Raw genomic sequence first — 14,536 nt, forward strand, 5'->3', positions numbered from 1 at the left:
CGATCTGGGGCAGACTGCGGCAAATGAGCGCCATTGCCTGGATCGCCGTGGGTTCGCTTGCCGCCTGGGGGTGGCTGCTGCTGGGTCAGGGGTTCTTCTGGCGTACCGACCAACGCCTGCCGGCCGGCTCCGCCCACAGCGAGCCGGAGAGCTGGCCGCGGGTCGCCGTCGTCGTACCGGCGCGCGACGAGGCCGAGGTGCTGCCGCTGAGCCTGCCGTCGCTGCTCGTCCAGGACTATCCGGGCGAGGCGGAGGTCCTGCTGGTCGACGACGGCAGTACGGACGGCACGGGGAAGCTGGCGGGCGAGCTGGCCGCGCGGTACGGCGGGCTGCCGCTGACGGTCACGTCCCCCGGCGAGCCCGAGCCCGGGTGGACGGGCAAGCTGTGGGCCCTCCGCCACGGCATCGCCCTCGCACGCGCGCGTGGCCTGGAGTGCGCGCGGCACGGGGAACGCGGCGGCCCCGAGTTCCTCCTGCTCACCGACGCCGACATCGCGCACGAACCGGACAGCCTGCGACTGCTCGTGGCCGGGGCGGTCGGGAACGATCTCGACCTGGTGTCCCAGATGGCGCGGCTCCGGGTGGTCGGCGCCTGGGAGCGGCTGGTCGTGCCGGCCTTCGTCTACTTCTTCGCGCAGCTCTATCCCTTCCGCTGGATCAACCGGAGCCGGCGGCCCCGGGCGACGGCCGCCGCCGGGGGCTGTGTGCTGCTGCGGACGGAGACGGCCGAGCGGGCGCGCGTGCCGGAGTCGATCCGGCAGGCGGTGATCGACGACGTGTCACTCGCCCGTGCGGTGCGGCGGGCCGGTGGACGGATCTGGCTGGGGCTCGCGGAGCGCGTGGACTCCGTCCGCCCGTACCCGCGCCTCGCCGACCTCTGGCGGATGGTCTCGCGGAGCGCGTACGCCCAACTCCGGCACAACCCGCTCGTCCTGGCCGGTACGGTCGCCGGGCTCGCTCTGGTCTACCTCGTCCCGCCCGTGGCCCTGGCGGCGGGGCTGCTCGGCGGGGACGCGGTGGCGGGCTGGGCGGGCGGGCTCGCGTGGGCGGTGATGGCGGGGACGTACGCCCCGATGCTCCACCACTACCGGCAGCCGCTGTGGCTCGCGCCCACCCTCCCCTTCACGGCGCTGCTCTACCTGCTCATGACGGTCGACTCCGCCGTGCAGCACTACCGGGGCCGGGGCGCCGCCTGGAAGGGGCGGACCTACTCCCGGCCCGAGGCGGCGCCCGACCGGTGAGCGCGCCGGGGACGGAAGGGCCGGGGACGGACGGCCGGGGGGAAGGGCCGGGGGAAGGCCCGGGTCAGCCGCGGGTCGCCTTCATCTGCGACAGGCCGTTGGCCAGGTCCTCGGCGTTCATCACCGGCACCACCGAGACCTCCGCGTTAAATTCCATGAAGAGGTCCTCCAGCAGGGGCGGCATCCGCGCGCTGTCCTGGAGGTCGAAGACCATCCACATGGTCCGTACGCCTTCGTCCACACCGAAGTAGGCGGCTTCCGGCTCGAGGGACTCCATCAGGGTCTTCACGGTCTGCGGCAGGACACCGGTCTTGATCCCCTCGTTGCCCGCGCGGGTGTCGACGTGGGCTTTCAGCATGACTCTCATGCGCGACTCCTCTCGTCGTGCCCACGGTTGGCCACACGCGGCGAGTCGGCAACCAGGGAAGGCCGTTCGTGCCCGCGCCGCCCCCGGACGGGTGCGGACGCGGCCACGGACGCGGCCGGTCGGGTGTGAGGGCTGGCGGCCCTGGGGTCCCGACGGCGGACCAGGACCGGCTCATCGGACAATCGGGTGACAGTACTCAAGGAGGAGGGGCGAGCGAACGATGACTGACGAGGGCTTACCACCGACGCTGCTCCTGGTGCACGGGGCGTGGCACGGGGCGTGGTGCTGGGAGAAGGTGACGTCGGCGCTGGAGGGCGACGGCTGGCGGACCCGGACCGTCGACCTGCCGAGCGCCGGTTCGCCGGCCGGCGTGCGGGACGACGCGCGGGCGCTGCTGCGGGAGTTGGAGTCCATCGACGGCCCGGTCGTGGTCGTCGCGCACTCGTACGGCGGCATACCGGTCAGCGAGGCCGTCGCCGAGGCGCGGAACGTGGCGCACATCGTCCACCTGGCGGCCTTCCAACTCGACGTGGGCGAAAGCCTCCTGGGGTTCCTCGGGGTGTCGGTTCCACCGGGGACGGACGGGCTCGACGCCGTACCGGACGATCCCGTCCCCCTGTTCTACGGCGATGTGCCGGTGGGCGTGGCCGAGGAGGCGGTGAGCCGTCTCGTACCTCAGAGTTCGCGGTCCGCCGGCGACGTCCTGACCGCGGCGGGTTGGCGCACCGTTCCGTCGACGTACATCGTCTGCGAGGACGATCAAGCCGTGCCCGCGCGGACCCAGGAGGTGATGGCGGCTCGGTCTGCGACGGTCCACCGGATCGCGACCAGCCACTCGCCGTTCCTGTCGAAGCCGGTGGAACTCGCCGCTCTCCTGGCGCGGATCGCGCTCGGGTCGGTGGGCTCTCGGAAGGGCACGTTCACGTAGGCGCCGTCTCACGGAGTCCCTGGGTGCGGCCGCCCGCCTGGGCACGCAGCAGGGGCGTCGGAGGCGCGGGAGCGAACCGTCGAATGGCATCTGCGGAGGGTGCTCGGAAAAGTCGGTTTCTCCTCACGCGGACAACTGTGAAGCGGGCGGACGACCGACCGCGATTACTGTCGGTAATCCGGCGATCGTCCTGAGTTTCCGCCGCTCCGCGCCGATGTCGGCCACTCTCCCCGACCGTGCGCGCTCCAGCGGAAATACCCCCGCGGTTAACGGCGTCTTTAACGTTGTTTTGGCAGGTCAGGTGGACAAAACCAGCGTAAATCGGATGACCCCGAGAATGGGGCTCCCCAACCGGCACATCGTGGGCTTAACTTATGGCCATGACCTCCCCCCGCTCCACCTACGGAGGCGGTTACTACACCGCGCCGTCGTTCCCCGACACCCCGATCTACGACTCCCTGGTCGCGGAACGGGGCACGCCTCAGATCGCCCCGATCCGAGTGCCTGCCGCGTACGACACCGGCAACAGCTACCTGCCGGCACTGCCCGCGGCCCTGCCCGCCCTCCCGGCGGCGCCCAGCCCTGCCCCCTCCTACAACGGCGGCGGCTCGTACGGTTACCCGCAGGGCGCGCAGCAGATGGCCCCCGTGCCGCTGCAGCACGCCCCCGCGCCGTACATCCCGCAGCAGCCCGCCGGAGTGCGCGGCTACCCGGGTCCGCAGCAGCAGCCGCAGATGCAGCGTCCGGCGGCCACCGGCTACGAGGCGATGCGCCCGGCGGCCGCGCGCCCGGCACCGGCTCCCGCGCAGTACCAGGACCCGTACCAGCGCCCGTACCAGGGCCAGGGGTACTGACCGACCCGGACGCCGAGCGGCTGGCAGGATGACGGCATGTCGACTCCTCGCCTCCGCTCCGTCCATGTCCACCCGGTCAAGGCGCTGCGCGGTCACGCTCTCGCCGAGGCGGAGGTCCAGCCATGGGGACTGGCAGGTGACCGCCGCTGGGCCGTGGTGGACGCGTCGGGCACGGTCGTGACCCAACGCCGTCACCCTCGGATGGCGTTGGCCGCGGCCGAACCGCTGCCGGGCGGCGGCATCAGGCTGTCCGCCGCCGGCCACCGCACGCTGGAGGTCGAGGAACCGCGGCCGTCGTCCACGATCCGGGTGGAGGTCTTCGACACCCCCGTGGAGGCGGTCCCGGCCGGCCCGGCCGCCGACGCCTGGTTGAGCGACTTCCTCGGGGCGGAGTCCCGGCTCGTCCACATGGACGACCCGGCGCGTCGGCGACCCATCGACCCGGAGTACGCACTCCCGGGCGAGACCGTGAGTTTCGCGGACGGCTATCCGCTGCTGGTCACCACGGCCTCCTCCCTCGACGCCCTCAACGCCCTGATCGCCCAGGGGGACCACGCCGACGAGGCCCCCCTGCCGATGAACCGCTTCCGGCCGAACGTGGTCGTCGAGGGGACCTCGCCCTGGGCCGAGGACGGCTGGACCCGGCTCGCGATCGGCGAGGTCACGTTCCGGGTCGCCAAGGCCTGCGGCCGCTGCGTCGTGACCACGACCGACCAGCTCACCGCCGCGCGCGGCAAGGAGCCCTTGCGCACCCTCGCCCGGCACCGCAGGCAGGGCTCGCGGCTGATCTTCGGCCAGAACCTGGTTCCGGAGCACCCCGGCACCGTCAGGGTCGGCGACGAGATCAAGATCCTCGACTGACACCCTGCTCCGTTCCCGGGAGGCGGGGAACCCGGCCCCGGGGCAGACTCGTTGGGAGGACCTGGGAGGTCCACGGACGACGAGGGGGTGTGGGCACGTGCGCGCAGCCACCGGAGTCTGGCGCTGGCGGCGCAATCCCCTGCGCCGGACCACGGACCTGATCGAGGCGTGGGTCGCCCTCGCGGCGGTCGTGCTGCTCGCGCTCGCCGTCCCCGCGGCCGGCTGGATCGCGGGCCAGCGCACCGACGCCTCCCTCCAGCGCGCGGTGCGGGCCCAGAGCCTCCAGCGGCTGCCCACCACGGCACGGGTGGTCCGGCTCTCCGACGCACCCGCCCCCGGCCTGCAGAGCCCCGAGGCCGCCGGCGAGCAGCCGGCCCGCCGGGCGGTCGTCGCGCGCTGGACGGCCCCGGACGGCACGGACCGCACGGGCACGGTGGCCACCCGGCGGGAACTCTCCGATCCCGGCGACACCTTCCGGCTGTGGACCGACCGCGGCGGGCGGCCGGTGTCCGCCCCGATGCGGCCCGAGACCGCCCACGCCCACGCGCTCGTCGTCGGCCTGCTGGCGGCGACCCTGGCGGGCGTGTTCGTGGAGTCCGCCCGCAGACTTGTCGTACGCCGGCTCGTACACCGGCGGTACCGGTGCCTCGACCGCGCGTGGGCGAAGGCCGGTCCCGACTGGGGGCGTACGGGCGCGGGCAGCTGACCCGTCAACCCGGCGCCCTCGCGCGCGCTACGGTGGGGCATCGGATCAGCGGCGACGCATGAGGCGGGGGCAGAGCACACCCATGGCACAGGGCACGGTCCAGGTGACGCACACCGGCACATCGCGGTGGCGGCGCCGCACGGGTGAGTACGCCTCCCTCGCCGCGGCTCTGGAGGCCGCCGGGGACGGCGACGTCCTCACCGTCGCGCCCGGCACCTACCGGGAGAACCTCGTCATCCAGCGCGCCATCACCCTGCGCGGCCCCGAGGGCGGGGTCGGCTCGGTCCGGATCGCGCCCGTGGACGGCGTACCGCTGACCGTACGGGCGTCGGCGACCGTGCAGGACCTGCACGTGGAGGGGCAGGACTCGGCCGCGCCCGCCCTGCTCGTCGAGGACGGCACCCCCGAACTCCTTGATCTGCGCATCGTGACGCGCTCGGCGGCCGGCCTCGAGGTGCGCGGCGCGGCCCGCCCCACGGTCCGCCGGATCACCGTCGACAATCCGGCGGGCGTCGGCATCGCCGTGCTCGACGGCGCGGGCGGGGTGTTCGAGGAGTGCGAGATCGTCGCGGCCGGGCAGTCCGGGGTCTCGGTGCGCGGCGGCGCGCATCCGCGTCTCGAACGCTGCCGGGTCCATCACGCCTCCGGCGCCGGGATCAGCGTCACCGGCGAGGGCAGCGGCCTGGAGGGCATCGGCTGCGAGGTGTACGAGGTCAAGGGCACCGGTCTGCAGATCGCCGCCCGGGCCACCGCGCATCTGACGGATTCCTCCGTGCACCGCACCTCGGCGGACGGCATCACGCTCGACACGGACGCGGCTCTCACGCTCTCCGACTGCGACATCCACGACATCCCCGAGAACGCGGTCGACCTGCGGTCCCGTTCGGTGCTGACGCTCACCCGCTCGACCGTGCGCCGCTTCGGCCGCAACGGGCTCTCGGTGTGGGACCCGGGCACCCGGGTGGACGCCAACCAGTGCGAGATCCACGACAGTACGGGCGACTACCCGGCGGTGTGGGTCAGCGACGGGGCGACCGCGGTCCTCGACGCGTGCCGGGTGCACGACGTGCCGGACGCGCTGTTCGTCCTCGACCGCGGCTCGCGGGTGGACGTCGTCGACAGCGATCTGTCGCAGGTGCGGAACACGGCGGTGTCGGTGAGCGACGGGGCGACCGCGCAGCTCGACGACTGCCGGATCCGGGAGGCGTCCACCGGCGCCTGGTTCCGTGACCACGGCAGCGGCGGAACGCTCGGCGGGTGCACGATCGACGCCGTGCAGACCGGGGTGATCGTCACCAAGGGGGCGGACCCCACGATCGAGCGGTGCACCGTCACCTCCCCGGCCGAGGCCGGGTTCTACGTCTCGGCGGAGGGGCGGGGCTCCTTCCACGGCTGCCGGGTGACCGGCAGCGGCGGGTACGGCTTCCATGTGATGGACGGCTGCCGGACCAGTCTGCGCAAGTGCCGCACGGAGCGGTGCGCGCGCGGCGGGTACGAGTTCCCCGAGGACGGTCCGGTCGCGGAGGACTGCACGAGCGACGAGAGCGGGGTGCGCGGCGCACGCGGCACCGACCCGGGGACGGTGCTGACAGCGGCGGCAACGGCGGCCCCGGCATCGGCGGGCCTGCTCGGCACGGTGCCGCCGCCGCGCTCCCCCGCCACCGCGTCCGTTCCTCCGTCCGTTCCCGGGCCCGCGGCCGAGGCGGTGGTGGTGGAGGCGCGCTCCTCCCAGGACGTCCTCGGTGAACTCGACGGGCTCGTCGGCCTGGAGAGCGTGAAGCACGAGGTGCGGACGCTGACCAACATGATCGAGGTCGGCCGCAGGCGGCAGGAGGCGGGCCTCAAGGCCGCGTCGGTCCGCCGCCACCTGGTCTTCACCGGCAACCCGGGCACCGGCAAGACGACGGTGGCCCGGCTGTACGGCGAGATCCTCGCCTCGCTCGGCGTACTGGAGCGCGGCCATCTGGTCGAGGTCTCCCGGGTCGACCTGGTGGGCGAGCACATCGGCTCGACGGCGATCCGTACCCAGGAGGCGTTCGACCGGGCGCGCGGCGGGGTCCTGTTCGTCGACGAGGCGTACGCGCTGTCGCCGGAGGACTCGGGGCGCGACTTCGGGCGCGAGGCGATCGACACGCTGGTGAAGCTGATGGAGGACCACCGGGACGCGGTGGTCGTCATCGTCGCCGGGTACACGCACGAGATGGAGCGCTTCCTGACGGTCAACCCCGGTGTGGCGTCCCGTTTCTCACGGACCATCAACTTCAGCGACTACGTCCCGGACGAGCTGCTGCGGATCGTGGAGCAGCAGGCGGACGAGCACGAGTACCGGCTGGCGGCCGGCACCGACGAGGCGCTGCGCAAGTACTTCACGGAGCTGCCCAAGGGCCCGGCGTTCGGCAACGGCCGTACGGCCCGGCAGACGTTCGAGTCGATGGTGGAGCGGCATGCGGGCCGGGTCGCCGTGCTCGCCGACGCGAGCACGGACGACCTGACCCTGCTCTACCCCGAGGACCTGCCCGAACTGCCCTGATCCGTGGGCCGGTCGGCGCCTGATGTTCGCGGGCGGGGCAGCGTGGGCGGCAACCGGTCGAGGAGTACGGCCCGTTCGGCGGCGAACGCCGGGTCGGCCTGGTAGTCGGAGTGGCCCAGGATCGGTTCGGGCAGCGGGTGTTCGGGGGTGCGTCCGTAGCCGACCGGGTCGAGCAGCGCGGCGCGGTCCACGGCCGGCTTGTCGCCGACGGCGGGCACCCGCACGGGACCGCCTATCGGGTCGGTGGGGCGGTGGAGGTTGCTCCAGCAGTGCAGGGTTCCGTACAGGCCGCGCAGCGGCCCGGGGCCGAAGTAGGCGGGGAACCAGCGCCCGTAGAGCCGCTCCAGCGGGGATCCGTAGGTGAGCAGCGCGACGCGTCGGCGGGTCGTGGGCGGCAGCTGCCAGACGGCGGCCGCGGCGAGCACACTGCCCTGGGAGTGGCCGGAGATGACGAGCCGGCCGCCGGTGTGCCGGGTCCAGGAGCTCATGCGCCAGGTGAGGTCGGGGACGGCCCGTTCGGCGTAGCAGGGCGGGGCGAAGGGGTGCGCCGCGCGCGGCCAGAACGTGCCCACGTCCCAGAGGATGCCGATCGTCCGGCGGGCGGACGCGTCCCGGTAGGCGCGGCGGCCCCAGGTGACGAAGAGGAGGAAGCCGAAGCCGATCATCCAGGAGCCGAGGGACTGGGCGGTGGCGGCGGCGGACGCGATCGCCGGGTGGGCGCCGTCGAAGGCCCTTCCCGGTACGTTGCCGCTGGCCCAGGCGCCCGCCACGGAACCGGCGCCGAGCAGCAGGGTGGCGCCGGAGACGGTGCCGACGAGGGCGGGCGCGGCGTCCGTGAGCGACGCGGTGGCGCGGGCGGCGGCGATCCGTCCGGTACGGACCGGGTCCGGGTCCTCCGTGCCGTAGTCGGCCTCCACGACCGGGCCGAGCCTGCGGGCCGCGCGGGCGGTCCGTACGGCGAGGACGACCACCGGGGCGAGCAGCAGGAGGAGCAGGACGGGGATGACGGACGCCTGCCAACTGAGCAGCACGGGCGGGGCGATGGCGGAGCCCGCGCCCATGCCGGGCGTCCCGGGCCCGTCCAGCCAGTCGGCCACGCGCTGGGCGACGCCACCGGACATCACGCCGCCCAGCGCGCAGGCGAGCATCGCCACGGCGGGGCCGCCGAGCCCGTGGAGCGCGGTGCGGTCGTCCTTGCCGGGGCGGTGGAGCAGGACGGCGACGGCCCCGAGGGCGACGACGAGCGCGCCCTGAGCGAGGGTCAGGACGCCGAAGGTCGCGTCGCCGGGGAGCGTTCCCGCGGAGCGCCAGTCGGGGCGGGACCAGCCGGCGTGCAGTACGGCGAGGGCGAGCAGGATCAGGGAGCCGGCGGGCAGCCAGGAGACGAGGGCGCGTTCGAGGCGGAGGTCGAGGCGCTTCTCGCTTCGGCCTCTCCGGCAGACGACCCAGACCACGACGGCGCCCAGGACGACATAGGCCGACTGGAGCGAGCGGCCGAGGACGTCGAGCAGGGCACCGGCACCCTCCCGGTCGTGGCGCGCGGCGGCTCCGGTCAGGGCGGCGGCGACGGTCAGGAGCCCCGCGGCGGTGTGGGCGGCGCGCAGACGGGCGACGAGGCGACGGCCGTACCAGAACCCCGGGCGGCCGAGCGCGGGTCGGACTTCGGCGGCGGATCCGGGTTCGGGGCCTGAGACGGGGCCGGAGTCGGGGCCGGATTCTGGGCCGGATTCTCGGCCGGAGTCGTTGTCTGGCTCGGAGTCGGGGTCGGATGCGAAGTCGGCCTCGGGGTCGGCCTCGGGGTCGGGGTCGGCGGGGGTGGCCGGTGCCTCGCGGGCGTCCTCGTCGTAGCCCGTGGGCGGGCGCTGGGCCTCGTACGCGCTCCAGGTCCGGTGGGAGAGGTACCAGAGCAGCGCGACCAGCGCGGCCGGGACCACGGCGGCGAGGGCGAGCCTGCGGCCCGGCTGGGACCACCAGCCGCCGCGCTCGGCGGAGAGGAAGCCGAGCCAGGAGCGGTCCTCCGTGCAGACGGCCGAGCCCGCGCACTGCCACGCCGTCAGATCGAGCGCGACCTCGCAGGCGGCCGCGGTGAGCAGCACGGTCAGGGTGAGCGCCACCAGCCGTACCAGCGTCCCGTACAGCCGCACCAGCCTCGGGTGCCCCTTGGCCGGCGGGCGCATCCAGTGCGCGAGGTTGACGACCATGAACGGCAGGAGCAGCAGCCACAGGGCGCGGGCGCCGTTGCCGGAGGTGAGGTTGGACCAGACGTACGCCTCAGGGACCGGCCGTTCGGCGTACCGCTCGGGGTGATCCTCCGCGTCGGCGTCGTCGGTGCGCCGGTGCATCGCGGCGGTGGCGTCACCGGTGATCCGTACCGTGCGGGGATCGCCCAGCATGTCCTGCGGGGTGGCTCCGCCGACGCCGTGGACGAGGAGTTCGAGCGCCGCGCCGCCGCTGTGGGGGGCGCGAGGGGCAGGGGCCACTTCGGTGCCTCACTCTCTGGGTGGGAGGATTCGACGGCAGGCAGTCAGGTAGGCAATCAGGATCGCGGAAGGCCGTGCGAAGGTGCAGGGGCTCTCACGGAATCCGCGCTCCTATTCACCAGTTCCCTTCGGAAGGACCGGCCCCGGTGGTGAGCGACCATCAGAATCTCCTCGCGGAGCAGCGGCGCGCCCTCATTCTGGACGAGGTGCGGCGGCGCGGCGGTGTACGGGTCAACGAGCTGACGCGAAGGCTCAACGTCTCGGACATGACGATCCGCCGGGACCTGGACGTGCTCGCACGCCAGGGCGCCGTCGCGAAGGTGCACGGCGGCGCGGTGCCGGTGGCCGAGACGAGTTCGCACGAGCCGGGCTTCGAGGCCAAGTCGGCGCTCGAACTCGGCGCGAAGGAGGAGATCGCCCGGGCGGCGGCGCGGATGGTGGCGCCGGGTTCGGCGATCGCCCTGTCCGGCGGTACGACGACGTTCGCGCTGGCCGGGCAGCTCCTGGACGTGCCGGATCTGACGGTGGTCACCAACTCGGTGCGGGTCGCCGACGTCTTCCACACGGCCCAGCAGGTCGCCGCTGCGCGCGAGGGGCGGCGGGGGACGGCGACCGTGGTCCTCACGGGCGGGGTGCGGACCCCGTCCGACGCGCTGGTGGGGCCGGTGGCCGACCAGGCGATCGGCTCGCTCCACTTCGACGTGCTGTTCCTCGGAGTACACGGGATCTCGGTGGAGGCGGGGCTTTCGACGCCGAACCTGGCGGAGGCGGAGACCAACCGGCGGCTGATGCGCTCGGCGCGCCGCGTGGTGGTGGTCGCCGACCACACCAAGTGGGGGACGGTGGGGCTCGGTTCGTTCGGCCGGCTCGACGAGGTGGACACCGTGGTGACGGACGGCGGGCTGTCCGACGAGACCCGTGCGGAGATGGCGGAGCACCTGCCGGGCCTGGTGGTGGCGGGCGAGGAGGAGTGAGCCTCTTCCGCGTCGAGCGCCGCTCGGGGCTGCCGGTCGAGGAGGTCTGGCGGCGGCTGACCGATTTCGCCGCGCACGGCGAGTTGGTGCCGCTGACCCGGTCCCGGACGCTCACGCCCGGGCCCCTGGGCGTGGGGACCCGGTTCGTGGCCCGGACCGGGATCGGGCGGCTCGGCTTCGACGACCCCATGGAGGTGGTCGTCTGGGAGCCGCCCGCGCCGGGGCGTCCGGGGCGGTGCCGGCTGGAGAAGCGCGGCCGGGTGGTGCTCGGTCACGCGGTGATCGAGGTGTACGCGGACGAGGGCGGCGGCGCCCGCGCGGTGTGGGTGGAGGAGCTGCGGGTGCGCGGGGTGCCGCGCGCGCTGGATCCTCTGCTGGCCCTGGCCGGGCGGAGGGTGTTCGGCCGGGTGGTGGACGGGCTGCTCTGACGGCCTGGGGCGCTCCGCTCCTGTGCAACTGACGGTATGTCAGCTAGGGTGGGCGCTCCTCGGACCGGGTCCTCGGACCCATCCTTGCACCCGATCCTTGGACCCGATCCTCGGATCCATGCCTCGGGAGGGACGGTTCATGCAGCGCCGACTCAGGCTCGTGGAACTCGACTTCGCCGCACACGCACCCGTACGGCTGGTGTTCTCGGCCGAGTTGGCGGCTCCGCCGTCGGCCGTGTTCCGTTCCCTCGCTGTCGAACTGGGCTCCATGCCCTCGTGGTTCACGGCGGTCACCTCCGCGACCCCGACCGGCGAGGGCGCGGGACGCACGGTCCGGCTCCGGGGCGGGATCGTCTTCGAGGAGACGATCCTCGCCCAGGACCCCGACACCCGCTACGCGTACCGCGTCGACGCGACCAACGCGCCGGGCGTCAGCGCCCTCGTCGAGGAGTGGACCCTCGCCCCGGCGGGATCGGGGACCCGGGTCGGCTGGACGATGGCGGTCGACGGCGGCGCGCCCTGCCGGCTCGCCCTGCGGCTCGGCCGGCCGGGCGTGGGCAGGTCGTTCCGGGACGCGATGCGCCGCCTCGACCTGCGGCTCACTCCGGCCAGACACCCGTCGCCAGGAAGCGGTCGATAGCGGCGGCGTAGGGCGCGATGTCCAGGCCCTGCTCCGCCAGCCACGCGTCGGAGTAGTACTTGTCCAGGTAGCGGTCGCCCGGGTCGCAGATCAGGGTGACGACGCTGCCCGTACGGCCCTGCTCGACCATCTCCGCGACGACCTTCAGCGCGCTCCACAGCCCCGTACCGGTGGAGCCGCCCGCCTTGCGGCCGATCGCGCCCTCGAGCGCGCGGACGGCGGCCACGCTCGCGGCGTCCGGCACCTTCATCATCCGGTCGATGGCGCCGGGCACGAAGCTGGGCTCCATCCGGGGCCTGCCGATGCCCTCGATGCGCGAGCCGCAGTCGGCGGTCGCGTCCGGGTCGTGGTTCGTCCAGCCGTCGAAGAAGCAGGAGTTCTCCGGGTCGGCGACGCAGATACGGGTGTCGTGCTGCATGTAGTGGACGTAGCGGGCGATGGTCGCGGACGTGCCTCCGGTACCGGCGGTGGCGACGATCCACGCGGGCTCCGGGTATCGCTCCAGACGCAGCTGCTGGTACATCGATTCGGCGATGTTGTTGTTGCCCCGCCAGTCGGTGGCCCGCTCGGCGTAGGTGAACTGGTCCATGTAGTGCCCGCCGGTCCGCTCGGCGAGGGCGGCGGACTCCTCGTAGATCGCGCCGGAGTCGTCGACGAAGTGACACTGGCCGCCGTGGAACTCGATCAGGCGGCACTTCTCGGCGCTCGTGGTGCGGGGCATCACGGCGATGAACGGCACGCCGATCAGCTTGGCGAAGTACGCCTCGGAGACGGCCGTCGAGCCGCTGGACGCCTCGATCACCGGCTTGCCGGGGCGGATCCAGCCGTTGCACAGACCGTAGAGGAAGAGCGAGCGGGCCAGGCGGTGCTTGAGGCTGCCGGTGGGGTGGGTCGACTCGTCCTTCAGATAGAGGTCGATCCCCCAGGCATCGGGGAGCGGGAAGCGCAACAGGTGGGTGTCGGCGGAGCGGTTGGCATCGGCCTGCACCTTGCGGACCGCCTCCTTCAACCAGGCGCGGTACGCCGGGTCGCTCCGGTCGACGTCGACGGTCGCGACCGCGGCGCGCGCCGTGTTCTCCGTGGTGCTCATGCGTCCTTCTCCTCATCCGGCCCAACAGGTCCCCCACTGCCGACGATAACTCGCTCACCTGCGCAAACGATCGCTTTGGGGGTCCATAGGAGTCCCTTGGGAGCGGCCTTGCGCCCGTCGGTGGCCAGGGCCCCTGGTGCGGTCGCCGCCCGCCCGGCACACTGGACGGAGCAACCGGCGCGAAGGGGGCGGAGCGAGATGACGGAGCCGCAGTTCACGGCCAAGGGTGTACGGATCGAGCGGTGGCCGCGCTCGTTGACGCGGGCGGGCGAGGTCCGGATCGAGGACGGCCGCCTTTCCCTGCTCACCAGCTACGGCAGCGAGATCGACAGCGCCCCCGTGACCTCGGTCCGGGCCGGACGTCCGTGGTTCGCGAAGCCGGACGAGACGGTCGCGACGGTGAACGGGACGCGCTACCGCCTGACCATGGACGGACCCGCGCGCGGGCCGAAGGACCGGGCGTCCGGCCCCGGCGGCTTCCTCGAAGCCCTGAAGCGGGCCACCAAGGGCCGCGGCGAGAGCTGATCCGCGCGGCGGAAGCGCCACCACGACGGAGGGGGCGCCACGACGGAGGAGACGCCGTGGCGGACGGAAGGCGGTGACCTGCGAGAGGTCGCCGCGAGTTGCGGGCCGGTCACCACTGGTTCACCCTGGAAACCACCTCACCGAGGGTTCACCGGCGGTGACGCTGTGATCCAGCCCGCCGCCCTGCTGTACGCATGACAGATCCGTATCTTCGTCTTCTTCCGGACCTCAACTTCGGGGAGTCGCAGCCGTGATCAGCGAGCCAAGCAGGCACTGCACGGTGGAGCTCCAGGCCCTGCCGTCGCGGATCGGTCAGGTCCGCAGAATCGTTTCAGCGCATCTGCGCTACTGGCATCTCGATGCCTTGATCGACCATGCGGCGCTCGGTGTCACCGAGCTCCTGACCAATGTTCACCGGCACGCACAGCCGGACAAGATGTGCACCGTCGAGATCGAGCTGCTGCTCGATCGCCTCACCGTCTCGGTCCACGACCACGACCCGCGGATACCGCACGTCGACGGCCGGGCCGGGCTCCCCCACCCCGACGACGTGGACGAGTGCGCCACCTCGGGCCGCGGTCTGGCCATCATCGAGGCCGTCAGCGAGAGCTGGGGCATCCGTCCGCACGACACCGGGAAGGTCATCTGGTTCACCCTTCCCGCACCCACCCCCGCCGTGGCCGTCCCCTCGCGGGCGCATGCCGTGTACGGGGCGACCACCGACGGCCCCTTCGTCGGCCACACCCGCTTCCACGGCGCCCACGGCACGAGCCTGGAGGGTGTTCCCTTCGGCACGCCGGAGGTGCCGGCCCACTCCCCGGCGGTCGCCCGCTCGGCCCTGGCGGGCTGAACGCGGCCGTCCGGGCGGACAGCGGATATTGGATATCGGATCATGGATCTTGGATCTTGGAT

General features: G+C 73.2%; 14 protein-coding genes. 11 read left to right on the forward strand and 3 right to left on the reverse strand.

All coding sequences use genetic code 11. From position 1 onward, the window contains the following. Positions 1-23: 23 nt before the first annotated feature. Positions 24-1,241, forward strand: a complete 1,218-nt coding sequence (locus tag ACF09C_RS02775) for a glycosyltransferase (protein WP_392087867.1) — start codon at positions 24-26, stop codon at positions 1,239-1,241. Between the two features lie 64 nt (positions 1,242-1,305). Here the strand turns inward: ACF09C_RS02775 and ACF09C_RS02780 are convergent, their stop codons facing one another. After that, entirely contained in the window at positions 1,306-1,608 is a 303-nt protein-coding gene (locus ACF09C_RS02780; RefSeq protein WP_392087870.1) for a hypothetical protein, read from the reverse strand. Positions 1,609-1,828: 220 nt separating this feature from the next. On the opposite strand from ACF09C_RS02780, the gene ACF09C_RS02785 reads away from it, so the two are divergent. The 5 genes from ACF09C_RS02785 to ACF09C_RS02805 all read left to right on the forward strand — a co-directional run bounded on the left by ACF09C_RS02785 (position 1,829) and on the right by ACF09C_RS02805 (position 7,487). Further along, entirely contained in the window at positions 1,829-2,536 is a 708-nt protein-coding gene (locus tag ACF09C_RS02785; protein WP_392087873.1) for an alpha/beta fold hydrolase, read from the forward strand. A gap of 380 nt (positions 2,537-2,916) precedes the next feature. Beyond that, a complete protein-coding gene (locus tag ACF09C_RS02790; protein ID WP_392087875.1) occupies positions 2,917-3,390 on the forward strand; it encodes a DUF6643 family protein in 474 nt (157 codons plus the stop codon). Positions 3,391-3,426: 36 nt separating this feature from the next. Next, positions 3,427-4,251, forward strand: coding sequence for an MOSC domain-containing protein (locus ACF09C_RS02795; protein ID WP_392087878.1), 825 nt, complete (start codon positions 3,427-3,429; stop codon positions 4,249-4,251). A 97-nt stretch (positions 4,252-4,348) separates the two neighbouring features. Beyond that, a complete protein-coding gene (locus ACF09C_RS02800) occupies positions 4,349-4,957 on the forward strand; it encodes a hypothetical protein (protein WP_392087880.1) in 609 nt (202 codons plus the stop codon). 82 nt (positions 4,958-5,039) lie between these two features. Then, a complete protein-coding gene (locus ACF09C_RS02805) occupies positions 5,040-7,487 on the forward strand; it encodes a right-handed parallel beta-helix repeat-containing protein (RefSeq protein WP_392087882.1) in 2,448 nt (815 codons plus the stop codon). On the opposite strand, the gene ACF09C_RS02810 is transcribed toward ACF09C_RS02805, so the two are convergent. Beyond that, a complete protein-coding gene (locus ACF09C_RS02810; protein ID WP_392087885.1) occupies positions 7,457-9,967 on the reverse strand; it encodes a hypothetical protein in 2,511 nt (836 codons plus the stop codon). The genes ACF09C_RS02805 and ACF09C_RS02810 overlap by 31 nt on opposite strands. Before the next feature lie 149 nt (positions 9,968-10,116). On the opposite strand from ACF09C_RS02810, the gene ACF09C_RS02815 reads away from it, so the two are divergent. From ACF09C_RS02815 to ACF09C_RS02825, 3 genes are all read left to right on the forward strand, one after another. After that, positions 10,117-10,941, forward strand: a complete 825-nt coding sequence (locus tag ACF09C_RS02815; RefSeq protein ID WP_392087888.1) for a DeoR/GlpR family DNA-binding transcription regulator — start codon at positions 10,117-10,119, stop codon at positions 10,939-10,941. After that, positions 10,938-11,369, forward strand: coding sequence for an SRPBCC family protein (locus ACF09C_RS02820; RefSeq protein WP_392087890.1), 432 nt, complete (start codon positions 10,938-10,940; stop codon positions 11,367-11,369). The genes ACF09C_RS02815 and ACF09C_RS02820 overlap by 4 nt, the downstream gene beginning before the upstream one ends. Before the next feature lie 139 nt (positions 11,370-11,508). After that, a complete protein-coding gene (locus ACF09C_RS02825; protein WP_392087892.1) occupies positions 11,509-12,009 on the forward strand; it encodes an SRPBCC family protein in 501 nt (166 codons plus the stop codon). Here the strand turns inward: ACF09C_RS02825 and ACF09C_RS02830 are convergent. Next, on the reverse strand, positions 11,969-13,099 hold the full coding sequence (locus tag ACF09C_RS02830; protein WP_392087894.1) for a PLP-dependent cysteine synthase family protein: 1,131 nt from the start codon (positions 13,097-13,099) through the stop codon (positions 11,969-11,971). The two genes, ACF09C_RS02825 and ACF09C_RS02830, sit on opposite strands and share 41 nt — an antisense overlap. A 198-nt stretch (positions 13,100-13,297) precedes the next feature. Between ACF09C_RS02830 and ACF09C_RS02835 the strand changes: the two genes are divergently transcribed. After that, complete coding sequence (locus ACF09C_RS02835) at positions 13,298-13,624, forward strand: hypothetical protein (protein WP_392087895.1); 327 nt, start codon at positions 13,298-13,300, stop codon at positions 13,622-13,624. 250 nt (positions 13,625-13,874) lie between these two features. Next, the gene (locus ACF09C_RS02840; protein WP_392087898.1) at positions 13,875-14,474 is read left to right on the forward strand and encodes an ATP-binding protein; all 600 of its coding nucleotides are present in this window, start codon (positions 13,875-13,877) and stop codon (positions 14,472-14,474) included. Positions 14,475-14,536 lie beyond the last annotated feature (62 nt).

This window comes from Streptomyces sp. NPDC014870, from assembly GCF_043081505.1.
Lineage (GTDB): Bacteria > Actinomycetota > Actinomycetes > Streptomycetales > Streptomycetaceae > Streptomyces.